Annotated in this window: 24 protein-coding genes and 1 pseudogene; 9 read left to right on the top strand and 16 right to left on the bottom strand. The window is 40.1% G+C overall.

Annotated elements, in window-relative coordinates:
* The first annotated feature begins 76 nt into the window (after nt 1-76).
* On the top strand, nt 77-1,093 hold the full coding sequence (locus C8P64_RS10785) for an alkaline phosphatase D family protein (RefSeq protein WP_108172240.1): 1,017 nt from the start codon (nt 77-79) through the stop codon (nt 1,091-1,093).
* A 75-nt stretch (nt 1,094-1,168) separates the two neighbouring features.
* Entirely contained in the window at nt 1,169-1,588 is a 420-nt protein-coding gene (locus C8P64_RS10780; protein WP_108172065.1) for a nucleoside-diphosphate kinase, read from the top strand.
* 86 nt (nt 1,589-1,674) lie between these two features.
* On the opposite strand, the gene C8P64_RS10775 is transcribed toward C8P64_RS10780, so the two are convergent.
* The 4 genes from C8P64_RS10775 to recF all read right to left on the bottom strand — a co-directional run bounded on the left by C8P64_RS10775 (nt 1,675) and on the right by recF (nt 4,323).
* Nucleotides 1,675-2,421: a phosphatase PAP2 family protein gene (locus C8P64_RS10775; RefSeq protein ID WP_170106652.1), complete on the bottom strand. Its 747-nt coding sequence runs from the start codon at nt 2,419-2,421 to the stop codon at nt 1,675-1,677.
* Nucleotides 2,422-2,529: 108 nt separating this feature from the next.
* Nucleotides 2,530-2,829 carry a DciA family protein gene (locus tag C8P64_RS10770; protein WP_108172063.1) on the bottom strand — a complete coding sequence of 100 codons (300 nt, stop codon included), beginning with the start codon at nt 2,827-2,829 and terminating at the stop codon, nt 2,530-2,532.
* The gene (locus C8P64_RS10765; protein WP_108172062.1) at nt 2,807-3,247 is read right to left on the bottom strand and encodes a lipocalin family protein; all 441 of its coding nucleotides are present in this window, start codon (nt 3,245-3,247) and stop codon (nt 2,807-2,809) included. Before C8P64_RS10765 ends, C8P64_RS10770 begins: the two co-directional genes overlap by 23 nt.
* The gene (gene recF / locus C8P64_RS10760; RefSeq protein ID WP_108172061.1) at nt 3,244-4,323 is read right to left on the bottom strand and encodes a DNA replication/repair protein RecF; all 1,080 of its coding nucleotides are present in this window, start codon (nt 4,321-4,323) and stop codon (nt 3,244-3,246) included. The genes C8P64_RS10765 and recF overlap by 4 nt, the downstream gene beginning before the upstream one ends.
* A gap of 147 nt (nt 4,324-4,470) precedes the next feature.
* On the opposite strand from recF, the gene C8P64_RS10755 reads away from it, so the two are divergent.
* From C8P64_RS10755 to C8P64_RS10725, 7 genes are all read left to right on the top strand, one after another.
* Nucleotides 4,471-5,244, top strand: a complete 774-nt coding sequence (locus C8P64_RS10755) for a tetratricopeptide repeat protein (protein WP_108172060.1) — start codon at nt 4,471-4,473, stop codon at nt 5,242-5,244.
* Nucleotides 5,245-5,247: 3 nt separating this feature from the next.
* Entirely contained in the window at nt 5,248-5,754 is a 507-nt protein-coding gene (gene ribH / locus C8P64_RS10750) for a 6,7-dimethyl-8-ribityllumazine synthase (RefSeq protein WP_108172059.1), read from the top strand.
* 117 nt (nt 5,755-5,871) lie between these two features.
* Nucleotides 5,872-6,165: a hypothetical protein gene (locus C8P64_RS10745; RefSeq protein WP_108172058.1), complete on the top strand. Its 294-nt coding sequence runs from the start codon at nt 5,872-5,874 to the stop codon at nt 6,163-6,165.
* On the top strand, nt 6,166-8,028 hold the full coding sequence (mutL, locus tag C8P64_RS10740; protein ID WP_108172057.1) for a DNA mismatch repair endonuclease MutL: 1,863 nt from the start codon (nt 6,166-6,168) through the stop codon (nt 8,026-8,028). It begins immediately after the preceding gene.
* The gene (locus tag C8P64_RS10735) at nt 8,028-8,771 is read left to right on the top strand and encodes a rhomboid family intramembrane serine protease (protein WP_108172056.1); all 744 of its coding nucleotides are present in this window, start codon (nt 8,028-8,030) and stop codon (nt 8,769-8,771) included. Before mutL ends, C8P64_RS10735 begins: the two co-directional genes overlap by 1 nt.
* Entirely contained in the window at nt 8,771-9,676 is a 906-nt protein-coding gene (locus C8P64_RS10730; protein ID WP_108172055.1) for a rhomboid family intramembrane serine protease, read from the top strand. The genes C8P64_RS10735 and C8P64_RS10730 overlap by 1 nt, the downstream gene beginning before the upstream one ends.
* The gene (locus tag C8P64_RS10725; protein WP_108172054.1) at nt 9,677-10,711 is read left to right on the top strand and encodes an endonuclease/exonuclease/phosphatase family protein; all 1,035 of its coding nucleotides are present in this window, start codon (nt 9,677-9,679) and stop codon (nt 10,709-10,711) included. It begins immediately after the preceding gene.
* Here the strand turns inward: C8P64_RS10725 and C8P64_RS10720 are convergent.
* From C8P64_RS10720 to udk, 12 genes and pseudogenes are all read right to left on the bottom strand, one after another.
* On the bottom strand, nt 10,691-11,341 hold the full coding sequence (locus C8P64_RS10720; RefSeq protein ID WP_108172053.1) for a WbqC family protein: 651 nt from the start codon (nt 11,339-11,341) through the stop codon (nt 10,691-10,693). The two genes, C8P64_RS10725 and C8P64_RS10720, sit on opposite strands and share 21 nt — an antisense overlap.
* A 5-nt stretch (nt 11,342-11,346) precedes the next feature.
* Nucleotides 11,347-12,915: a signal peptidase I gene (lepB, locus tag C8P64_RS10715; protein WP_108172052.1), complete on the bottom strand. Its 1,569-nt coding sequence runs from the start codon at nt 12,913-12,915 to the stop codon at nt 11,347-11,349.
* A 51-nt stretch (nt 12,916-12,966) separates the two neighbouring features.
* A complete protein-coding gene (gene dapB / locus C8P64_RS10710) occupies nt 12,967-13,686 on the bottom strand; it encodes a 4-hydroxy-tetrahydrodipicolinate reductase (RefSeq protein ID WP_108172051.1) in 720 nt (239 codons plus the stop codon).
* Between the two features lies 1 nt (nt 13,687).
* Entirely contained in the window at nt 13,688-14,239 is a 552-nt protein-coding gene (locus C8P64_RS10705; RefSeq protein ID WP_108172050.1) for a DUF5683 domain-containing protein, read from the bottom strand.
* 40 nt (nt 14,240-14,279) lie between these two features.
* Nucleotides 14,280-15,182, bottom strand: coding sequence for a ParB/RepB/Spo0J family partition protein (locus tag C8P64_RS10700; protein WP_108172049.1), 903 nt, complete (start codon nt 15,180-15,182; stop codon nt 14,280-14,282).
* A gap of 5 nt (nt 15,183-15,187) precedes the next feature.
* Nucleotides 15,188-15,949 carry a ParA family protein gene (locus tag C8P64_RS10695; protein WP_108172048.1) on the bottom strand — a complete coding sequence of 254 codons (762 nt, stop codon included), beginning with the start codon at nt 15,947-15,949 and terminating at the stop codon, nt 15,188-15,190.
* Between the two features lie 153 nt (nt 15,950-16,102).
* A complete protein-coding gene (locus C8P64_RS10690; protein ID WP_108172047.1) occupies nt 16,103-18,931 on the bottom strand; it encodes a M16 family metallopeptidase in 2,829 nt (942 codons plus the stop codon).
* Between the two features lie 177 nt (nt 18,932-19,108).
* Nucleotides 19,109-19,990 (bottom strand): SDR family oxidoreductase, encoded by an 882-nt coding sequence (locus C8P64_RS10685; protein WP_108172046.1) that lies wholly within the window; start codon nt 19,988-19,990, stop codon nt 19,109-19,111.
* 15 nt (nt 19,991-20,005) lie between these two features.
* Nucleotides 20,006-22,138: a methylmalonyl-CoA mutase gene (gene scpA / locus C8P64_RS10680; protein ID WP_108172045.1), complete on the bottom strand. Its 2,133-nt coding sequence runs from the start codon at nt 22,136-22,138 to the stop codon at nt 20,006-20,008.
* A 5-nt stretch (nt 22,139-22,143) separates the two neighbouring features.
* Nucleotides 22,144-23,553, bottom strand: a complete 1,410-nt coding sequence (locus C8P64_RS10675; protein WP_108172044.1) for a methylmalonyl-CoA mutase subunit beta — start codon at nt 23,551-23,553, stop codon at nt 22,144-22,146.
* A 36-nt stretch (nt 23,554-23,589) separates the two neighbouring features.
* Nucleotides 23,590-23,904, bottom strand: a complete 315-nt coding sequence (locus C8P64_RS10670; RefSeq protein ID WP_108172043.1) for an FtsB family cell division protein — start codon at nt 23,902-23,904, stop codon at nt 23,590-23,592.
* A 19-nt stretch (nt 23,905-23,923) separates the two neighbouring features.
* Nucleotides 23,924-24,544 (bottom strand): annotated as a pseudogene (gene udk, locus C8P64_RS10665) (uridine kinase); the annotation flags it as partial.
* Nucleotides 24,545-24,673: the final 129 nt, after the last annotated feature.

Below are 24,673 nucleotides of genomic sequence, written 5' to 3'. Positions count from 1 at the left end.
ATAGGGGCTAAATATACAATTTAATAATACTTCAGAAATAATGCTTCCTTTAAATTTGCAATACAAAAATGAACCCATGAAGATAGTATTTAAGCTTTTCCCTCTATTCCTTTTTTTACTTTCCTGCGGAAGCTCTTCCAGGATCAATTCTGAAAATGAAGCCGATTTTGTGATCGCTTTCGGAAGCTGTAACCGCGAAGATGCGCCGCAACCATTATGGAGTGCTATTCTCAAAAACGATCCCGATGTATTTTTATGGGGAGGCGACAACATATATAGTGATACCGATGATGCCGAAAAAATGAAAGCAGATTATTTGGTGCAAAAGCAAAATAAGGATTATCAAAAAGTGCTGAACCAAACTACCGTGCTGGCCACGTGGGACGATCATGATTATGGGCTGAATGACGGCGGAAAGGAATGGCATTTTAAAGAGGAAAGTCAGCAATTATTCCTCGATTTTATGGATGTCCCGGCCAATAGTAAAAGAAGGAGCAGGGAAGGAGTTTATCATGCTGAAGAATTTGAAACACCAAAGGGAAGCATAAAAGTGATCCTTCTGGATACCCGGTATTTTAGAGATGAATTAAAAGAGGATCCAGATCCTGAAAAAAGATATGCGCCTTCTGAAGGGACCATTCTTGGAGAACAGCAATGGGCATGGCTGGAAAAAGAGCTGAATAATAGCGAAGCCGATTTCAATGTGATCTTGTCCAGTATACAGATCCTTTCAGCAGAACACGGGTTTGAAAAATGGGCTAATTTCCCTTCTGAAGTTGAGAAACTCAAAGAATTACTGATCTCTTCCGAAGCCAGAAATGTCATCCTACTTAGCGGAGATCGCCATATTTCAGAATTTTCAAAAACCAATGTAGACGGACTGGATTATCCCCTGGTGGATTTCACCTCCAGCGGACTTACCCATACCTATGAAGATTTTGACGGCGAGCCTAACAGGTACAGGGTAGGAGAGGTAGTGAAGTATAAAAGCTTTGGGTTGTTGAAATTCGATTTCAGTAAAAATAAAGTGCTTATGGAAATGAGGGGTGAAAACAATAAACTGCAACAGGATTATCTGGTTGAATTTCAGTAGGTGAACATAAAAGCTTAAAGGGCTTGTATATGGAAAGGAATTATTTATTTTTGCACGGAATTTAAAAACCATACAATGGCAGATAATAGAACATTCACCATGATTAAGCCAGATGCAGTAGAGAACGGGCATATTGGTGGAATATTAGACCAGATCACAGCTTCAGGATTTAGAATCGTAGCGATGAAGCTTACTCAAATGACTCAGAGAGATGCTGAAACTTTTTATGCGATCCATAAAGAGCGTCCATTTTTCGGAGAATTAGTTGAATTTATGACTCGTGGTCCTATCGTTGCAGCTATTCTTGAAAAAGACAACGCAGTAGAAGATTTCAGAACTCTAATTGGAGCTACAAACCCAGAAGAGGCTGCTGAAGGAACTATCAGAAAGAAATACGCGAAGAGCATTGGAGAAAATGCAGTTCACGGAAGTGATAGCGATGAGAATGCACAAATCGAAGGTGCTTTCCATTTTGCAGGAAGAGAGATGTTCTAAGAGAACAATTTCAATAAATTAAAAAACCGGACTAAAAAAGTCCGGTTTTTTTATGCTTAAAATCTAAGTTGAATTAGCTCTCCGTATCACCAGTTTACCGAGAGTCCGACTCCGGCCTGCCTATCTCCGAAAAACGGAACAATATTCGTTGAAATCCGGCTTTCCTTATTAGAAAAAGCTTTTTTAATCTTCGGATATATGAAATAAATAAGCTTGGTCGATAAAATGCCTAGGCCAGCTCCCGCAATTACATCACTAGGCCAGTGGTGATCATTATATATTCTTAGAAATCCTGTGGCACCGGCAACAGCATAGGCCGTAACGCCATACCAGATGGATACAGCTTTATATTCCTGGTACATAAATTCAGCTCCAATAAAGGCAACGGTAGTATGGCCAGAGGGGAATGAAAATTTATTTTTCCTGTTGGGCCGTATAACCAACCTGTTATTTTTTAAAATCTTGGTGATGGTGCCGCCAAAAAGAATCGAAGAGGCTATAAGAATAGACCTGTCCTTAAAATTGTTTTTGCTTTTTATTCCTAAAAAGTCCAGTGCGTAAACAGATATAATGGGAGAATACTGGAGATAATCGTCAATTACTAATGGTGGTCTCTCGTTTTTGGAAATTTTCTCCTGTAAAGAATAATCTATCTCTTTGATCTCCTCACCGTTGATTCCTAGAATACCATATGCCAGAAAAGCCGATGGTATTATTAAGGATTTATAATTTAACCCGGTTTTTTCTTTTAGTGCTATGGAATCTTTCGGGATCTCCTGACTAAAGGCTGCTTGAGTAAGAGTTAAAAGCAGTAGTAATTTAAAAAGCCTCAAAATTTTTATTTTAAGGCCGCTAATCTATTAAACATTTTAATAGGATTGCAATCTAATCTTCAGCAGAAATCAAAAAATTTTAAAAATCTTAGATCGGCTTTCAATATGCTACCTCAAAACCAGCTTGGAAATAAGTTCCTTGCCCATTTCTTCGTTAAGGTTCCTTATGATCTTCTCTTTCCCGTAGCTCAATTCTTCTCTAAGCACAGAAGAACTAAGTTGTACAAAAAGCGTATCGTTCTTTAATTTTATCGCGGTGGTATATTTTTCGATCGCCGGGCCCATCTGGCTGTTCCAGACATCCCTGATCTTTACCTGGTTTAATCCTTTATCCAGTTTATTTTCATCTACGAAACTCTTGAGCAGGTCACCGAGTTTCATTTCTTCATTCTTGCGTCTCTTCTTCATCTTGGCTTAGTAAAGGTTTATATCGTTGGTAGTAGTACTTTTTATTATCCCTGTTTTTCACAACCAGCTCTTCTTCGTCTGCCTCCAGTACTTCTTCTTTCCATTCATCAAAAGGCGTGGAATAGTACAGGATTAGAGTATTATCCTCGATCCTGGCGGTGATCTTTTCTGCATCATTAGAAGCTTTTATAAAACCGCCATCGATCTTTGGTTTTAGTTTTTTTCTGAAACCTATAGAATCGTTGATCTCAATATAATCTATAAACGGACTTAGACTATATTCCATCACAGAATCTTTTTCAATTTCTACCTTTTCGATCTGCCAGTATCCGTTGAGGTGTTTTATCTGCTCCTTTGGATCCTGCTGAGAGCAGGCCGTAATGGCGATAATGGATAGGATTAAGAGAAGTTTTTTCAAAGCTTGAAAATTTTATAAGATTGATTACTGGATTTTACCACTTTTTCGGTTCTATCGGCATGGGTATCGCTCAGAAAGATCTGCCCAAGTTCATTGGTGGCTACCAAAGCCACGATATGAGCCACACGATTTTCGTCCAGTTTATCGAAAATATCATCCAGCAATAAGATCGGGTTCACCTTGCTTATTTCCTTGATGAAATCGAATTGCGCCAGTTTTAATGCGATCAAAAATGACTTCTGCTGTCCCTGGGAACCGAATTTTTTAATGGGGTGACCGGCGATCTCGAAACTCAGGTCATCCTTATGTGTGCCTACAGAAGTATATTGCAGGGCCATGTCTTTCTGCAGGTTCTCTTCTAACAGGTTAGAAAGTGAATTGTCAAAAAGTTGACTCTTATAAATGATCTGAACTTCTTCCTTATTATTGGTTATATCTGCGTAGCGCTTATTAAAGATCGGGATGAACTCTTTCAGGAATTCCTTTCGCTTTTCAAACAGATCCTGTCCCAAACTGCTCAACTGCAGGTTATAAACTTCTAGAGTGTCTCTTTCAAAAGTATTATTGGCGGCGAAATATTTCAGTAGTGAATTACGCTGCGAGGTAAGCTTGGTATACTGTAATAACTTATTCAGGTATACCTGGTCGCTTTGGGAGATCACCCCATCCATGAACTTTCTACGCGTTTCTGAACCTTCTATAATGAGGTCGCGGTCTGCCGGGGAAATAATAACCGTGGGGATAAACCCAATATGATCGCTCACTTTGTCGTAAGCCTTATTATTCCGCTTTATGATCTTCTTCTGGCCCTTTTTTGCACTGGCAAGGATCTTTTCAGATTTACCATTCTTCTCAAATTCGCCTTCAATCACAAAAAAATCTGAATCATGATTTATATTCTGAGAGGTGATCGGGTTAAAATAACTTTTTCCGAAGGAGAGATGATAGATGCTGTCCAGAACGTTCGTTTTACCTACCCCGTTATTTCCAACCAGGCAGTTGATCTTTTCATCGAATTCAAATTCAGCCGTCTTAAGATTCTTGTAATTAAGCAGACTAAGATTTTTTAAATGCATAAATCGCTGTATTTCAGCTGGAATTGGTGAAAAAGGTTCGTATTGAATTGAGTTCCAAAAGGACCCGAAATTATTCAAAAAATACAAATAATTTATCTTTTAATTTTCACAAAAAATTCTATTTTTGCCACGCATTAACAAATTTTTATGGCAACGTATAAGAAAAGAGGATACAAGCCTTCCAATAAGGAGGAAAGAGAACAAACGGCAGAACAGGAATCTACCACTGCAGAAGTTTTTAATACTTTAGATGAAGGAGCGAGTAGAACTGAAACATGGGTAGCCGATAATCAAAAATATATCTACATCATTGTAGGTGTGGCTATAGTTGCTGTCTTAGGATATTTGGGATATAACCGTTTTGTATTAGAGCCGAAGCAAAATGAGGCTGCTAATGAGATGTCTATGGCTCAGGATTATATGGCTTCTGCTTTAAGAGCCAATGGAGCACAAAGTGACTCTTTATATAATCTTGCGTTGAACGGAGGAGAAGGTAAATACGGATTTTTAGATATTATTGATAATTACGGAGGAACAGATGCAGCAAACCTGGCGCATTACAATGCTGGTTTCGCATATCTAAGAACCGGGAAATATCAGGAAGCTATCGAGCAGTTAGAGGATTTTGAAAGTGATGATGAGATCTTTGCTGCTTTGGCAACCGGAGGAATTGGAGATGCTTTCTTACAATTAGAGCAACCAGAAGAAGCTTTAAATTATTATGAGAAAGCTGCTGAAATGAGATCTAACTCATTCACTACTCCTAGATTTTTATTAAAAGCTGCGATCACTGCCATTAAGATTGGCGATGCAGATGCTGCTGAAGGGTATCTTCTAGAGATCGAAGATGAGTATCCTGACGCTCCAGAGGCAGACAAGGTGCCAATTTACCTTGGGCAGGCCCGCGCTATGAAAAATTAAAATATGGCTACAGAAGGTAATAACCTTTCACAATACGATAAAGATACGATCCCAAACGCGAAAGATTTTCGGTTTGGGATCGTTGTTTCTGAGTGGAATGACGAGATCACAGAAGGACTTTTCCAGGGTGCCTTCGATGCATTTATAGAAAACAATGTAAAAAAGGAGAACATCGTAAGATGGAATGTTCCCGGAAGCTTTGAATTGATCTATGGCTGCAAGAAACTCCAGGAGAGTTTTGAGATGCTGGATGCAATTATCGCGGTAGGAAGCGTGATCCAGGGAGAGACCAAGCATTTTGATTTTGTATGCGAAGGTGTAACTCAGGGGATAAAAGATCTTAATATCCAGGGTGATATCCCGGTGATCTTCTGCGTGCTTACAGATAATAATATCGAACAATCCCGCGCTCGTAGCGGTGGGAAGCACGGTAATAAAGGAACCGAAGCGGCTATTGCAGCAATCAAAATGGCACAGCTTAGAAAAGACGCTAAATTCTATAAGGGTTAAAATTCAGTCTTTTAGGTCTTCAGAACGGCATTGTTATTGCTTCCTTTAATAATACCCTGATGCTTCGGATTTTTGAAGCATTTTGAGTAAATTTGGATCAGCAAATAATCTACAGTTTTGAAAATCAATTTTAACAAGATCAGAAAAAATACCAGGTATAACTATACCCCGCGCTATTATAAGGGGAAGGATACCGGTAATATTTATGATTTTGATTCAAAATTCAACAAATACAGAGAGACGACCAACGCGATAGATTTTGGTTCTCATTGGGCTGAGGCCAGAGAGTCCAGCCGAACCAGAGGAAACCGAAGCATTAACCGTCGCGTTATCTATATCATTATAATTTTACTTTTCATTTGTCTGTGGATATTAGATTTTGATTTGTCCATTTTCTCGAATCCCCGTTAAATGAGTAACGTAATACAATTGTTGCCCGATCATGTTGCCAACCAGATCGCTGCGGGTGAAGTGGTGCAACGTCCGGCCTCGGTAATAAAAGAACTTCTCGAAAATTCAATAGACGCAAAAGCCAGCCGTATCCAGGTGGTTATCAAGGATGCCGGTAAATCGCTTATTCAGGTCATTGATGATGGTGTAGGTATGAACCTTACCGATGCTCGAATGAGCTTCGAAAGACATGCTACCTCCAAAATAAAGATTGCAGATGATCTTTTCAGTCTTAAAACCAAAGGTTTTCGTGGGGAAGCTCTGGCTTCTATAGCTGCGATCGCTCACGTGGAACTAAAGACCAGGACTGAAGATGATGAAGTTGGTACCTGCCTGAAAGTGGAAGGTAGCCAGGTGGTTTCGCAGGATGCCTGTGTAACGCCAAAAGGTACCGGTATTAGCGTAAAGAACCTTTTTTATAATATTCCTGCCCGTCGAAATTTTCTGAAGTCAGATAACGTGGAAACACGTCATATCATTGATGAATTTCAAAGAGTGGCGCTGGCACATCCCGATATAAGCTTTTCGCTAACCCATAATGGGAATGAGCTTTTTCAATTGCCCGTGGCTAGTTTCAGACAGCGAATCACCAATATCTTAGGAGGAAAGACCAATGAAAAACTGGTGCCCGTAGAGGAGGATACCGAAATCGTAAAAGTTTCAGGTTTCGTAGGAAAGCCAGAATTCGCCAAAAAGAGCAGGGGAGAACAGTTTTTCTTTGTGAACAACAGGTTCATTAAAAGTCCATATCTTAATCATGCCGTCGTGGCAGCATATGAGGGGCTTTTAAAGGAAAAGAGTTATCCAACTTATTTCCTTTACCTGGAAGTGGATCCTAAATCTATAGATATAAACATTCATCCTACCAAGACCGAGATCAAGTTTGATGATGAACATGCTTTATATGCTATTCTGAAAAGCTCTATCAAGCATAGCTTGGGACAGTTCAATGTTTCGCCCATGCTGGATTTTGAAAGGGATGGTGAACTTGATACTCCTTATGATTATAAGGATAAGGAAGTAAAGGTTCCGGAGGTGGAAGTTGACAGGAATTTCAATCCGTTTCAGGATGAAAGTAGTCCGAAGCCTCAGTATTCTGGAGGTGGTGGAGGTTACAAACGCGACCGGCAACCAGAATGGGAGAGTTTGTATTCGGGAATGCAGTCTGAAACTGAAACCGAAACCGATCTTGACGTAGGGCAGATAGAATTTGAAAGTGAAGAAGTTACTGGTAATCTTTTTGGAGCAAAACAGGAGCAGACAGAAAAGTCTACGTTCCAGGTTCAGAAGAAATATATCGTATCTACGCTAAAGAGCGGTATTTTAGTAATAGATCAGCATAGAGCACATACCAGGGTTTTATATGAAGAACTTTTAAAAAATATAACGGTCTCATCAGCAGTGAGTCAGCAATTGTTATTTCCTTTAAGACTTCAATTTAATCATCAGGAAGTGGAAATGCTGAAAGAGATCAAGGAGTCACTGGAACAAACCGGTTTTATCTTTTCTGAGATCAAGAAAGACGAGGTAGAGATCACGGGGATACCAACCCTTATCGCGGAAAGCGAAGTGGAGATCCTGCTGGAGCAATTACTGGCAGATTTTGAAAAAGATGTTCCCGATAACGGATTTTCTCAAACCGATCTGCTAGCGAAATCCCTGGCGAAATCCATGGCGGTACGCTCAGGAACGCTTTTGAACTCTGCCGAACAACAACATATTGTAAATAGATTATTTGCCTGTAAAGAGCCGGCAGTTAGTCCTTTTAATAAAACAGTGTTCACTACCTTATCGGTCGATGAACTAGATAAAAAATTTGCCTAATGGGAAGAATGACTGAAACCGTAAAGGTTTTATTGATAATCAACGTAATATTCTTTATTGGTAGCCAGTTAATCGGTGAAGTCGCTTACGAGTATTTTGCATTGTGGTTCATTAAAAATCCGAATTTCCAGGTTTGGCAGGTGATCACACATATGTTCATGCACGGCGGATTCATGCATATTCTTTTTAATATGTATGCGCTCTGGGCTTTTGGTAGCCCTATTGAGCAAATGCTTGGACAGAAGAAGTTCATTTTCTTCTATTTTTCTGCCGGGATAGGAGCGGCGCTATTACATACCTTAGTGAACTATTACGGGTATCATACAGGTATCCAGGATCTAATGAATGCCGGGATGAGCATGGCGCAGGTAGATAATTTTCTTTATACCGGAGAATATCCCCAGAGTATCTTAGAGAATGTCTCTATGGATCAGCTTCAAAATCTTTACGGAGCTTTTTCTAATCCAGCCGTTGGTGCTTCTGGTGCTATCTATGGTATACTGGTGGCCTTTGGAATGATGTTCCCGAATGTGGAACTGTTCCTTCTTTTTGTTCCGGTACCAATTAAGGCCAAGTATTTTATTCCCGCTTTAATTGTCTTAGATTTGTTTTCTGGAGTTACCGGTTATTCTATTTTTGGTGGCTCGATCGCGCATTTTGCCCATGTGGGTGGTGCACTATTCGGTTTTATCATGATGTATTACTGGAAAAGGAATCAGTTTAACAATAATCGCTGGTATTGATGAGATCATCAGACAGAATTAGGTATAAGATCCAGACCGCTACGGTCACCGAGAAGCTCATTGCGATCAATGTGCTGGTCTTTATATTGTTCTTTCTGTTAAGAACGATCGCTTATCTTTTCCAACTACCTTCAGACTTTTTACTGGAGTGGTTCGTGTTTCCGAAGGAACCCATGGAATTCTTACTGAAGCCATGGTCTATCATAACCTATTCTTTTTTACATAGCGGGATATGGCATATTCTATCTAATATGTTGATCCTGTATTTTTCAGGTATCTATTTTCTGAACTATTTTTCGCCAAAACGTCTCCTTAATTATTATTTCCTGGGGGTGATCATTGGCGCGCTAGTTTATATGTTAAGCTATAATCTTTTCCCTGCTTTCCAGGGAACCGGGCGTTCCTATCTTATGGGTGCATCTGCCGGGGTTATGGCGGTATTGATCGGGATCGCTTCGCATGTTCCAAATATGCGGGTTAGATTGATGCTTATAGGCAGCGTGAAATTCTGGTGGATCGCGGCATTTTTAGTAGTGCTGGACGTTATCCAGATCCCAATGGGGAATGCCGGGGGACATCTAGCTCACCTTGGTGGAGCAGCGCTTGGATATTTATATACCAATCAGCTTAAGAAAGGCAATGATATAGGGAAGTGGTTCGAAAATTTAATGGATTACGTGGCTTCTATCTTTAAACCCAGGGAGCGCAAAGCTCGAATGAAAACCGTTCATAGAACCGGAAAAACAGCAAAAACTGCCAGGCGTACTTCGACTTCTAAAAGTGTAAGTAAAGACGAAAAACAGAAGAGAGTAGACGCTATACTGGACAAGATTAGCAAAAGCGGTTACGAAAGTTTGAGCAAAGCTGAAAAGGATTTCCTGTTCCAGGCCGGTAAAGAAGATTAAATGAAGAAATTAGGTTTATTCGATAAATTCATATTTATCCTGAATTCCCTCGCGGCGACGGCTTTACTATTTTCATATTTACTGCCACATATTCCTCCAAAATCATTTCCTTTACTTTCGGTATTAAGCCTGGGTGTACCCGTACTAATTATTCTGAATGCTTTATTCCTGGTTTACTGGCTATTCAGATTAAAGCGACAGGTCTTACTTTCTCTTATTGTTCTCTTACTTGGTTATAAATACGTGGCTGGCTTCGTTAGGATCCCGGTTGGTGATGATGAAATAGAAAAGGTATCAGACCTTTCTCTTATGAGCTATAATGTACGTATGTTTAATGCGTATGAATGGACTTCCAGAAAGGATATTCCAGAGAAGATCACCGGGTTCATCAAAGAGAATGATCCTGATATTCTTTGCGTGCAGGAACACTATATTGGGGCGGCAGAACTGGCCAATATCTACCCGTATGAATATGTAAAGCTTAAGGGAAAGAATGCCGAATTTGGCTCTGCGATATTTTCAAAATTCCCTATCATAAACCAGGCTTCGCTGGATTTCCCACATGATGGTAACAACAACGCCATTTACACCGATGTTGTTGTTAATAAAACAGATACGGTCAGGATATTCAATGTTCACTTTCAATCCCTTAATATCAAGCCGGGAATAGATGACTTGCAGAAGGAAGACTCAAAGAAATTATTGGGTAGAATAGGTTATGGTTTTTCGTTGCAGCAGGAGCAGGCAGAGATGTTGATGGAAGAACTTAAAAGATCACCATATAAAACTATTATCGCCGGGGATTTCAATAATACGAGTTTCTCCTATATCTATAATCTTATTAAACAGGATGACAGGTATAAGGACGCTTTCCTTGAAGCAGGCAGTGGTTTTGGTAAGAGCTTTAAACTGAATTATTTTCCGCTGCGTATAGACTTTCTACTGGTTGAAAAGGGGATGAGCATCAATGAATTCAGGAAGTTTGAAATAGACTTTTCAGACCATTATCCGGTACTAACCAAAATTGGGATCTAATTGTTGAGATTCCAGGTAATCCAGGGATGCATTTCCTTCATTAAAAATAAGGTCCAGGATACACAGATTTGGTAAGAAACCCGCTTTAGAATCGAATACCTGGGTGTAATTAGCATTGATCAAACCTTTATTCGTCTTTGCATTCACCAGCTCCCTGTGGTTGATGATATCTTTCGGTTCTAAAATAAATTCGTCAGTCTTTTCGAATTCCCATTCTATTTGAAGACTATCTGCCACGAATTCCATGCATTTATAATTGAAATCCATCAGGAATTTGAATTCCTGGTGATACAAGGGGTAAAGATCATCTTCATAGAACTCAAAGAAAGGAGAGGTCTGGTAGGATGTTTTAAAAGCTCTCCAGTGCTGTGTTTGCCAATCGAATTCATTTTCGATCTGTACATCTTTATATTTCTGGTGCCCCTTTGTCTTCAGACCAAGCGACGAACTATGTCTAATGGGAATATTTAGGGTAAGCTTGCCATTGGCATCGTAGATATACATTCTATTCCTGTAGGTCTGCTTCTGGTAGTTGTCCTCGTTCTCGAAAACTACCTTATCTGCTTCCGCGATCGCGACCCATTGGCTTATTGGCCCAAAATAGGAGGGATGTAATAAAACAGATCTCATAGTTATTAAGCTTCTTCTCTACGTTTCTTAAAGTATTTCCAGCCGAAGAAAATCACCACAATGATCAGGAAATAAGGAAGCAGGGAGGTAGGTTCTCCGTCACCTTTTACGGTAGTGAAAACTCTATCCCATCTTATCTTATCAAACCCACTGGCATTGGAATCCCAGCTCATCCAGATAAAAACAGGTTTCCCTACCACGTGGTTCTCTGGTACATAACCCCAGACACGGCTGTCTTCAGAGTTGTTCCTGTTATCTCCCATTAACCAGTAGTAATTCTGCTTGAAAGTATAGCTGTCTATTGGCCTTCCATTCAGTAAAACCTGGGTGCCATTAACGCTGAGCACGTTATCTACTCCCATTTCATAACCTTCGTAGGTTTCGATGATCTCTTTATAGAAAGGCATGCTTTGTGGCGTAATATCTACGGTTACGCCTTCTTTCGGAATATAAATAGGACCAAACTGATCATTGTTCCAGTTCCTTTTTCCGTCATTTGGGAAAACACCCGGATTTTTAACTCCTACAGAATCAACATATCGCCTTATCGACGCCACATTTGGATGGTTCTTAAAACGCTCAAAGCTTTCATCTGATAATGACTGAATAAAGAAAGCATTGTTATTAGGATTATAGGAGTACCCGTCGGTAATGTCATATAATTTATAAAGGCTTTGCGGATTAAAAGGCTGCCCCTTGGTTTGTCCTATATAAGAGAATTGAGGCTTGGCTCTGTCTGGAAGTTCCAGTTGCTTTCCATTGATATGAACATAACCATCAACTACCGAAAGCGAATCTCCCGGCATTCCCACAGCCCGCTTTACATAATTCGATTTTTTATCTACCGGCTTTTCATAGTGTTTACCTGAGCGGTCAAAGAATTTCCGCACAGTATCCACTGGCCAGTTGAAAACTACGATATCGTTTCTTTCTATATTTTCAAATCCAGGTAACCTTAAATATGGGATCTGTGGTTTGTTCAGATAAGATTTAACTCCAAGAAAGGGAATAGTATCGTGAACCATTGGGAAGGCTACGGCTGTTTGTGGCACCCTGGCTCCATAATGAAATTTGCTTACGAAAAGAAAATCACCAACAAGTAAGGTCTTTTCTAAAGATGATGTTGGGATGGTAAAGGGCTGCATAAAATAGGTATGTACTATCGTAGCTGCAATAACCGCAAAAAGAATAGAGCTTATCCATTCCCCGGCCTCACTGCGAGGCTTAAGATCACGATCTACGATATAAGCATCGCTGGTCGCGTAATTCACGTAATATATGTAAAGTCCCAGTGTTAGTATAACGGCAATGGTTTCTGCTGTTGAATTCCGTCCAAAACTACGAATGGTTTCTACCCAGATCACTGGTATGATGATCAGGTTCACGATAGGAATGAACATCAAGATCACCCACCATTTTGGCCGGTTAATGATCTGCATAAGTACTATCGCGTTGTAAACAGGGATCGCTGCTTCCCAGGCTTTTCTACCAGCTCTTTGATATAGTTTCCAGGTTCCTAGAAAATGAACAACCTGTAATAACAGGAAGAAAATAAACCATTCGGTAAAAGTCATATTTTAGAATCTTTACAGTATAAGGCAGAATTTGCCTTTAATTGTTACATTTTAGTTTTGAAAAAGATCGGCGAGCACATCTTTCATAGTAAATATTCCGGTCTTATCTTTTAGATATTCTGCCGCCACCACTGCACCTAAAGCGAATCCCTGTCTGGATTTCGCGGTATGGGTAATTTCAATTTTGTCTACAGGGGAATCATAAGTTACCGCATGGGTTCCGGGAACATCTTCAATTCTTTTGGCGTAAATAGGAATTTCATCTTCATCTGCATCGTCCAGTTGCCAACCTTTCAATCTGGAATTCTCTTCCAGGATCTGCTGGGCCAGGGTGATGGCCGTTCCGCTAGGAGCATCCAGTTTTTTCGTGTGATGTATCTCTTCTATATCTACCTTATAATCTTCCAGTCCCTGCATCATTTCAGCTAGTTTTTGATTTAACTGAAAAAATACATTCACCCCTAAACTAAAATTAGAGGCGTAAATAAAGGCTGAATTCTCCTCATTACAAATTTTCCTCGCTTTTTCATAATGGTCCAGCCAGCCGGTAGTTCCACTAACAACCGGGATATTATTCTTAAAACAGGTAGTTATGTTCTTGAATGCTGCTTTTGGAATACTAAAATCTATGGCAACATCGATATTCTTATCTTTAAGATCATGATTTTCTATATCATCACTGATCTTTAATACGATTTTATGGCCACGGTTTTCAGCGATCTCCTCGATGGTCTTCCCCATTCTTCCATAACCTAAAAGAGCGATATTCATATTAGAATCTGTAATTAAGTGTAAGTCCGTAATTTGTTTTTCCAGTTAAGGCGTCGAAATCCAGACCTGGTTTTACCGAGAGGTCCTCATCTACATTAAACTGTCTTAAATGCGCCTCTACGTTGGCATCGATAATATTTAAAATATAGACTCCAACCGTTACCAGGATGGAAATCTCTTTGTTTTTCTGAAAAAGTTCCTGCGCCCTTATCAAACCATCTGTAGAAATCCTTTGCACGCCATTAACGGTATATTCATCTTTTCTTCCGGCAAGCCTGTCCTTGTAGGCATTGCGATAACGATCATATTTCTCGTCATTATCCAGGTAGAAATAAATTCCAGTTCCAATCCCGGCATAAGCTATCGGTATCTTCCAGTAACTGCCATTGTAAGCCTGTCCCAATCCGGGTAGCACGGCAGAATAAAATGCTGCTTTCGCGGGAGCAAGGGCATTATAAGGTTCGTAGTCTTTTTCCCTTTGTTCTCTTTTCAGCTCTTTTTTGGATTTCTTTTCTGAAGTCACCAACAGGGAATCCTGCTGAGCTGTTGCCATAGATGCGATCAGTAGAAAAAAGAACAGGAAAAATTTAGGATTACTCTTCACCCCGGATTAATTTTTTGATCCTTTCGAAATCTTCTTCCGAAGAAAATGGGATAGTTAATTTTCCACTACCTTTTTTCGTAACCTTCACATCTACTTTAGTTCCAAGGTATTCAGTGAATTCCTTGATCCCTTTTTTATAGGTTTTTGGAACGCTGACTTTTTTAGTTGCTGTAGATGGCTTTCCGTCAGAATTCAGCTCACGAACCAGTTGCTCTGTTTCTCTAACTGAAAGTGATTTCTGAATGATCTTTTCATAGATATCCAGTTGCTTTTGGGGATCATCGATATTAATGAGCGCTCTACCGTGTCCCATGCTCAGGAAGCCATCGCGCATTCCTGTTTGAATGATCGGGTCGAGTTTTAGCAGCCTCAGGTAATTGGCGATCGTAGAACGGTTCTTGCCAATACGCTCGCTTAATTGCTCCTGGGTTAACTGTATCTCGTCAATTAATCTCTGGTAAGACAGGGAGATCTCAATAGGATCCAGGTCCTGTCTCTGTATATTTTCTACAAGCGCCATTTCCAGGGATTCCTGGTCATTGGCAATTCTTATGTAAGCTGGAATGGTATCCAGGCCAACAAGTTTAGATGCCCTGTATCTTCTCTCTCCTGAAACCAGCTGATATTTATCAAAGTCCAGTTTTCTCACCGTGATAGGCTGAATCACGCCTAACTCACGAATGGAGGAAGCAAGCTCTTTAAGAGATTCCTCGTTAAAGCTTGTTCTTGGCTGAAATGGATTTACTTCTATAGAAGACAATTCCAGTTCAACAATATGGCCAACCAGTTTGTCGGCATTTTTATCCTCTGCAGATTTTATATCATTATCTGGATCTTTCAGTAGGGCTGAAAGTCCTCTTCCCAACGCTTGTTTTCTGGTAGCCTTCGCCATTTGTCTTAATTTTTCTTGATAATTTCATGTGCCAGGCTCAAATAATTGCTGGCTCCTTTGCTTGAAGCATCATAGTTTATGATACTTTCTCCATAACTGGGCGCTTCACTTAAACGTACATTTCGCTGAATGATTGTTTCAAAGACCATTTCGTCAAAATGTTTCTTTACTTCTTCCACAACTTGGTTAGAAAGTCTCAGTCTCGAATCATACATGGTTAATAGCAGACCTTCGATATCCAGTTTGTTATTGTGAATCTTCTGTACACTTTTGATGGTGTTTAATAGCTTGCCTAATCCTTCCAGCGCGAAATATTCACATTGGATTGGGATAATTACAGAATCTGAAGCGGTAAGCGCATTCAGCGTTAATAATCCCAGGGAAGGAGCACAGTCTATTAGTATAAAATCATATTTGTCTCTTAAGGGCTCTATGGCTTTTTTAAGCATAGATTCCCTGTTTTCCTGGTCTACCAGTTCAATTTCGATGGCAACAAGATCTATGTGTGCCGGGATAATATCCAAATTTGGTGAGCTGGTTTGTAAGATCGCCTCTTCGGCTTTTATGGAATGTTCCAGTAACTGGTAAGTACCCTTTTCAACCTCTTCCACGTCTATTCCTAGACCTGAGGTAGCGTTAGCCTGAGGATCGGCATCAATCAATAATATCTTTTTTTCCAGAACCCCAAGCGAAGCAGCAAGGTTCACAGATGTTGTGGTTTTACCCACGCCTCCCTTTTGGTTGGCAATAGCAATGATTTTACCCATTAAAAATGTATGATTTTTGAAAGGTAAAAATACAATTTATTATAGGTTTAGAAAATGAAATTGTTAACAGCTTCTAAAGAAAAACCGGTATTTCCATAGTTAGATGGAAATACCGGTTTTAAAGATTGTTCATAAAAAATATAAACCTCTTTTTTAGTTTGCTGATTCTTCAGTTTCAGGCATTAGAACTCCTAAAAGATAATTGTCGTTCAGGTATTTTTCGGCCATTTTCTGCAGGTCGTCAGCTTCAAGCTCTTCAACCATATCGTTGTAATCCTTGATCTCAGAAAGGTCGTAATTCTCGCTATCGGCTTTTTCCAGCTGATCTATCCAGAATTTGTTTTCCTTAAGCTTTTCTTTACGCTGTAGTTTAAAGGTTTCCTTAACCTTGGCAAGATCTTCTTCGGTTGGACCGTTTTCTCTAATCTTTTCCACTTCAGCTAAAGCCGCCTCGGTAAGCTTCTCTACATTTTCAGGACCACATGGGAAACCTATGGAGAAGTTATAGCTTTCGTAAGGGATCTTGGACATATTTCCACGAGCGCCTACACCATAAACTCCACCTTCTTCTTCACGTAATTCTTCAACCAGTTTAATGGTCAATACCTCACCAAGTGCAGTTAACGCAAGATCATCTTCTTCGTCATATTCAGTTTCCCCGTTCCAGATGATGCTCACACGACTTTTTGGATCTGTACCTTTATATACCGTTTTTTCCCTGTAAGAATCTGTTTTTTCACGGAAAGCTGGTTCTTTATAATCTTCTTCAGAATTAACCGATGGCAAGCTGGCAATATATTTCGCAGAGAAATCCTTTAATTTCTCTTCATCGATGTTTCCTACAAAGTAGAAGGTGAAATCTGAAGCATCGCTAAATCTTTCCTGGTACTTTTCATATGCAAGGTCGTAATCCATTTCATCGAACTTCTCTGGAGTAGGGAAGCCTACATATCTCGGGTTGCCTTCATTTCTGAATTTACCAAGTTCATTCTGAAAATAGAAATTAGGATTAGACATCAGGTTGCCTAAGAAGTTCTTTTGCTTGGTTGCGAAAGAATTATAAGCTTCTTCATCTTTATTTAAGTCTGTAAAATAAAGGTGTATCATTTGCATCATGGTCTCAAAATCCTTCGGAGTAGTGCTCCCATTGAAACCTTCAGAATAAGTAGCGATACCAGGTCTTACGTTTACGATTTTACCGCTCATCATTTTGTTGAGCTCATTCTTATCCAGACCTCCAACTCCAGCTTCGGTTAATCCGCCATTGGCAAATACGGTAGACTGGAATTCCTCATCTGAATAAAGAGAAGTACCTCCTTTGCTATAAGCTGAAAACAGGATCTCATCATTTTTGAAATCTGTCTTTTTGTAAACCACTTTTGCGCCGTTGCTAAGTATGAGCGTATTAAAACCAAGCTCTTCGTTGGTCTTTATCTCCTTAATGCTTCCGGCAGCAGGCATTTCGGTGATCAGGTTTTCACGAACTTCTTCATAAGAATATTCGGCGATCTCTGAATTTTCCACCTCTTTTAATACCGCCAGAACTTCTTCTTCGGTTACTTTTTTGATCGATTCCTTAGCAGGACCTGTTAGCACGATAACCCTGTTCTCATCATGAATAAAGTCATTGATAAGCGCGTTGATGTTATCAAGACTTATATCATCCAGGTTTTCTTTAGCGAACTCGTAAGTCCATTCAGTTCCCGGGATCGGTGAATTTTCAAGGAAATTATAAACGTATTGATTCACAAGACGGTTACTTTCCTGCTTATCACGATCCTTATACTGCTTTTCCAGCCTGGCTAAATATTCCTGCTTGGCGCGTTCAAATTCATTCTGATTGAAACCGTATCTTTTTACTCTTTCATTTTCTGTAACCAGAGCTTTTAAAGCAGTTAGCTGGTCATTTTCACCGGTCATGGCAAATGACTGATAAGCGTCCTTTAAAGGAGAGAAAGTTCCGCCATAATAAGAATATCCGTAAGTGAAAGGTGGAGTAGGGCTGTTAGCCAGCTCTTCCAGCCTGTTATTGATCATCGTTGAGAACATATTCTGCTCCAGTTGCTCCTTATAATCGTCTATGGTAACCACATCCTTGGCTTCATCCATATCCTTATAATAGATCTGAACCCTGCTGAAGTTAGCTTCAGGATCTGATGCTATGGCTACGAAAGTCTCTTCGTGGTTAGGAACTCCATACTCTTTTCTTTCCACCGGATTTTCTCTGGCTTCAAGATTTGAAAAATGAGATTTTATCTTTTGTTCGATGGTTTCTACATCCAGGTCTCCCACAGCGATTACGGCCATTAAACCAGGTCTGTACCAATCTTTGTAATAACTACGGATGGTCTCATAATCTGCATTTTCGATAACTTCTTTTTTACCAATAGGCAATCTTTCAGCATATCTTGAATTATACATAACCTTAGGCAGGTATTCCTGCATCATGCGCTTATCTGGACCAAGACCTAGACGGTATTCTTCCATTACCACTCCACGCTCGCCGTCGATAGCTTCTTCGGTTAAAAGCGCGTTATGTGCCCAGTCTTCAAGAACAGTAAATCCACCCTCAAGTTTTTCTGGATCATCACTCGGGATCGGTAAAATATATACCGTCTCATCGAAACTGGTATAAGCATTCAAATCTGCGCCGAATTTAACTCCAATACTTTGCAGGTAGTCTACCAATTCATTTTTCTCAAAGTTTTTGGTGCCATTGAAGTTCATGTGTTCAATGAAGTGGGCAAGACCTTGTTGTTCATCGGTTTCCAGTATAGAACCCGCTTTTATGGCAAGTCTTAATTCTAGTTTGTCTTCCGGTTTCCCGTTGTTTCTAATGTAATAAGTAAGTCCGTTGTCCAGCTTACCAATTTTAACATTGGGATCTGTCGGGATCTTTTCTGCTTTTTTGGTTTGGGCAAAAGCATAATTAGACACAACCAGAAATAATACCCATAGGGTACTGGTAAAGTAATTTTTCATAAAATTTTATATAGGTGTTACTAAATATGGCTGTAAGATATAGTTTTTGAGAAAGATTCTCATAAAACTGAGCTTTTTTTAATGAAAAAATTTAACGGTATCCTGTAAAATAAAAACCGGACCAATTCCTGGTCTTTTCAGGATTTGGTCCGGTCTTTATAAAATGATATTTTTTAACTAGCCGTTCATCTTAGACTTGATCATATTTTCAAGCATATCCCACATTTCTTCAGGAACTGCTTCTAGTAAATTGAACTGTCCGGCGCCTTTAAGCCATTCACCACCATCTATGGTAATAACCTCTCCATTTACATACGCTGAAAAATCTGAAACCAGGTATGCAGCGAGGTTCGCCAGTTCCTGGTGATCACCAACTCTTTTTAAAGGTACTTTCTTAGCAAGATCGAATTTCTCTTTCAGGTCACCCGGAAGAAGCCTATCCCAGGCACCTTTAGTTGGGAATGGCCCTGGAGCGATCGCGTTCGACCTAATTCCGTATTTAGCCCATTCAACAGCTAAAGACCTGGTCATGGCCAAAACGCCGGCTTTTGCCGTTGCACTAGGAACAACATAGGCAGAACCTGTCCAGGCATAAGTGGTCACGATATTGAGGATCGTCTTATTTTCTTCTTTTTGATCTATCCAGTGTTTACCAAGAGCCAGGGTACAGTTCTTACTTCCTTTTAATACGATATCGATGATAGTATCAAAAGCATTGGCGCTCAATCTTTCGGTAGGAGAGATGAAGTTACCTGCGGCGTTGTTCAATAGGATATCTACTGATCCAAATTCTTTTACCACTGCATCGCGCATGGTTTCTACCTGGTCATAATGTCTAACATCACATTGTACCGGGAAACATTTCCCACCGGTCTCTTCCTCGAGTTCCTTGGCCGTATTCTCAAGCTTCTCAATATTTCTTGAGGTGATCGCTACTTTAGCGCCAAGTTCAAGAAAATATTTGGTCATTGATTTTCCAAGTCCGCTACCTCCACCGGTAACGATAATATTCTTTCCTTCAAGAGCATCGTCCCGAAGCATTTTCTTTTTTAAATCCATATTGCTGGTTGGTTTTTATTCGTCGATTAATATTTCTAACAATTGTATTGCCGCATCACTGATCTTGGTACCCGGACCAAATACAGCAACTGCACCGGCATCGAAAAGGAACTCATAATCCTGTGAAGGGATAACCCCTCCAACAATTACCATGATATCTTCCCGGCCTAATTTCTTTAACTCTTCAATCACCTGGGGCACCAAAGTTTTGTGTCCTGCAGCCAGCGAAGACACTCCCAGGATATGTACGTCATTTTCCACGGCTTGTTGCGCAGCTTCGGCTGGAGTCTGGAATAATGGGCCAATATCCACATCAAAACCAAGATCGGCGTAACCGGTAGCAACTACTTTTGCTCCACGGTCGTGACCATCCTGTCCCATTTTAGCGATCATGATCCTTGGTCTTCGACCTTCCATTTCGGCAAACTTGTCTGCCATCTCCCTGGCTTTATTAAATGAGCTGTTATCTTTCATTTCTTTTGAATATACTCCGCTAAAGGATTGAATTTTCGCCTTGTACCTTCCGTATACATCTTCCAGAGCATCACTTATTTCACCAAGACTTGCTCTTTCTCTGGCAGCTTCTACAGCCAGGGCCAGTAAATTAGCATTTTCTTCTTTAGCGGCTTTTCTTAGGTTTTCCAGTGCTTGCTGAACTTTCTCCTCATTCCTTTCAGCTCTTATCTTTTTAAGCCTGGCCACCTGCTGTTTTCTTACTGTCTGGTTGTCTACTTCCAGGGTAACCAACTCGTCTTCTTTTTCGAGGCGGTACTTATTTACTCCCACGATCACATCGGTCTCACTGTCTATTCTCGCTTGTTTTCTGGCGGCAGCTTCCTCTATCCTCATTTTCGGAATTCCCGCTTCGATAGCCTTGGTCATTCCGCCCAGCTCTTCAACTTCTTCAATTAGTTTCCAGGCCTGTTCTGCAATTTGTTCCGTTAATTTTTCAACATAGAAACTTCCTGCCCATGGGTCAACAGTTTTCGTAATATTAGTTTCTTGTTGCAGGTATAATTGGGTATTCCTGGCGATCCTTGCGGAAAAATCTGTAGGTAGAGCAATTGCTTCATCCAGTGCATTGGTATGCAAACTCTGGGTTCCGCCAAAAGCCGCTGCGGCAGCTTCAATGCAGGTTCTCGCGACATTATTGAATGGGTCCTGTTCTGTTAAGCTCCATCCACTGGTTTGGGAATGCGTTCTTAAAGAAAGAGACTTTGGGTTCTTTGGGTTGAACTGTTTTACCAGTTTTGCCCAAAGCATCCTAGCCGCACGCATTTTCGCGATCTCCATAAAATGGTTCATCCCGATTGCCCAGAAAAAGGAAAGTCGAGGAGCGAAACTGTCAATATCCATTCCTGCATCCAGACCTTTTCTAATATATTCCAATCCATCAGCCAGGGTATAGGCCAATTCGATATCGCAGGTAGCACCGGCTTCCTGCATATGATATCCGGAAATACTGATACTATTGAATTTCGGCATATTCTGAGAGGTATACTCAAATATGTCTGAAATGATCTTCATAGAAGGAGTAGGAGGGTAGATGTAGGTATTTCGCACCATAAACTCTTTCAGGATATCATTCTGAATAGTCCCTGAAAGCATTTCGGGTTTTACTCCCTGTTCTTCGGCAGCGACTATATAGAAAGCCATGATAGGAAGCACCGCTCCGTTCATGGTCATGGAAACCGACATTTTATCCAGTGGGATCTGATCGAAAAGGATCTTCATATCCTCTACAGAATCTATGGCAACTCCGGCTTTTCCAACATCGCCTACCACACGGTCATGATCTGAATCATATCCCCGATGTGTTGGAAGATCGAATGCTACCGAAAGTCCTTTCTGTCCGGCAGCTAGGTTTCTACGATAAAAAGCATTGCTTTCCTCAGCGGTGGAAAATCCTGCATACTGCCTTATGGTCCATGGTCTGCTTACATACATAGTGCTGTACGGTCCACGCAAATAGGGTGGGATCCCGGCAGCAAAATTGAGATGTTCAGCTTCAGATATATCTTCTTTGGAATAAGAGGTTTTAATCTCTATTTCCTCAGGTGTTTTAAAAGTTTCCTTTTCCGCTTCAGGTTTTCTATTGGGGAACTCCTTATCGGTAAGGCTTATATTTTGAAGATCTTTGCGTTGCATAAATCTTAATTTTGTTGAGTTGGCTGGCTTTGTTTCTCTTCTTCTAATCTCTTCTGCTCACTGTCTTCGCTAAGCCGTTTTTCCAGTATAGGTTCGATTAAAGTTTTTCTTGGATTTTTTTTCAGGAATGGATAGAGTTCGATATCCTCCCGCATTCTATCCTGGGGGTTTTCGAACTTATTGGTTCCGATTAAAACAAGTTCTCCATTATTGTATTTCTCCTGTTCTAAAGCAGCGCTTTCTTTTATTTTCTTCTGAATGACTCCAGATTTCAATTCTTTCAAAAAGCCTCCGCCTTTTTCAATATCCTTGAAAATATCCAATGCTTTTTCGGCCAGTTGTTTGGTCAGGGTTTCAATATAATAAGTGCCCTCAGCAACATTGCCAACCTTATCCAGATAACTCTCATTTCTCATGATAAGCAACTGGTTTCTAGCAATGCGGTCTCCAAATTCATTGTCTTTATGATAAATGGCATCATAAGGCATGTTGTAAATGGCATTAGCTCCTCCCAGGATCGCGCTCATACTTTCGGTAGTAGTACGTAGCAAATTCACATTATAATCATATAATGTTTTGGTTCGCTTGGTTGGTTGGGCAACGATATGGCATTCAGTATTGAATCCGAATTCCTTAGCTACCGTCGCAAATATCCATCTAAGCGCTCTGATCTTGGAGATCTCAAAGAAATAATCTGAGCCTACTGAAACTATAAATTGAAAGGTGAATTTTGATCTTTTTTCCTCTGAAAATCCAAGTTGATCCAGGTGATTTAAATACTCAGAGACATGGGCAATGGAGTAGGCCAGTTGCTGAGGAATATTTGCTCCTGCATTTTGATACAATCCCAGGTCTATACTAACTACCGATTCTAAATTTGAAGAGTTCTTCAGGATCTTCTCAAATTCTGAATGGTCTGCTTTAAGGTTGTTAAACCAGTTTCCAGATCTGGCCAGTTTCCCGATGATATCGGTCTGGAGGAATACCTTGTAATCTTTCCCTACTAAAAATTCATTCAATTTCTGAATATAATCCGCATCAAGAAATTCCGGTTTTAAATAGACCGTGATCTCTGCGGGAAGATCATTAAAAAGTTCAGCGAAATCGATTTCTTTAGAGGGTAAAATAAACCATATCGCCTCGGTTCCTTTTTGCAATCTATCCAATGCCTTTTTATTGGCAGCTTCAGCAGAAGAAACATATATTTTTTCACAATTATTCCAGTGAGCCGGATTGGAAACCTGCAGGGTTTCCTGCACATCCTCTGAAGAATAAAATGGTTTGATGTCTATGCCGTGGAGGGTTTTCGTGACCAGTTTTTCATTATAATCAGCACCCTTAAGATCGGCCTGGATCTTTTGTTTCCATTGTTTTGCAGAAACTTCTTCAAATTCCTGAAATAACAATTGTTTCATTCTCGTTGGTTTTGGTTGGAAAGCTTCGCGAAATCTTTAATCTATAGTGTCATATTCTATGATATAGATGTCTTCATTAGGCCTTTTCATATAATATTTTTGCCTGGCGAACTTTTCAAGTTCCACCGAATCCTGAAGTTTTTCTATGACCGCTTTATCTTTCGCGATTTCCTTTTGATAATATTCTTTGTTGTCCTGCAATTCGTTTATTTCCTGATCGAGTTCATGATGGATAAACCATGAATTGGTGTCCAGGAAGAACATCCATCCCGCGAATACGAGACTTATCAGCACATATTTATTGCTAATAATTCTGAACCAGGATTTTTTACGCAGGTCTTTAAATTTCATACGCATTAAAGATACAAAATTAGCTTAAGCGATCTTTAATAATGGTTTGAACGATATCAACAGCCACTGTATTGTAACGATTGGTCGGAATAATAATATCTGCAAACTCTTTGGTTGGTTCAATAAATTGCTGGTGCATAGGTTTTAGCGTAGTTTGATAACGCCAAAGTACTTCCTCCAGGTCACGGCCCCGATCTGCGATATCACGTTTTAATCTACGTATCAATCTTTCGTCACTATCTGCATGAACGTAGATCTTGATGTCAAAAAGCTCACGGATCTCTGGATGAGTAAGAATAAGGATACCTTCTACGATCACTACCTTTCTTGGTTGGATCTCTATAAATTCTCCGGTACGGTTATGCTCTTTGAAAGAATAAACCGGTTGTTGAATGCTTTTTCCAGATCTCAAGGTTTCCAGATGCTCTCCTAAAAGATCGAAATCTATAGATTTCGGGTGGTCAAAATTGATCTTTTTCCTGTCTTCAAAACTTAGGTGGGTAGTGTCCTGATAGTACGAATCCTGCGAGATCACATCTACTTCCTCGTGTTTCAACTCGTCTATGATCTGATTTACAACCGTGGTTTTTCCGCTACCGGTTCCTCCGGCAATACCAATTATAAGCATGTTCCTGAAATTTGGGCAAAGGTAATATTAGTTTTAAAAAACTTTTGAAGATACCTTGATCAATTTGTAGAAAATAGGATTACAGGAAAATAAAAAAACCGAACTGTTTAGCAGTTCGGTTTATATAAAAATAACATGTGT

The sequence above is a fragment of the Christiangramia gaetbulicola genome, from assembly GCF_003054225.1.
Lineage (GTDB): Bacteria > Bacteroidota > Bacteroidia > Flavobacteriales > Flavobacteriaceae > Christiangramia > Christiangramia gaetbulicola.
This window is presented reverse-complemented; position numbering and strand designations above follow the sequence as displayed.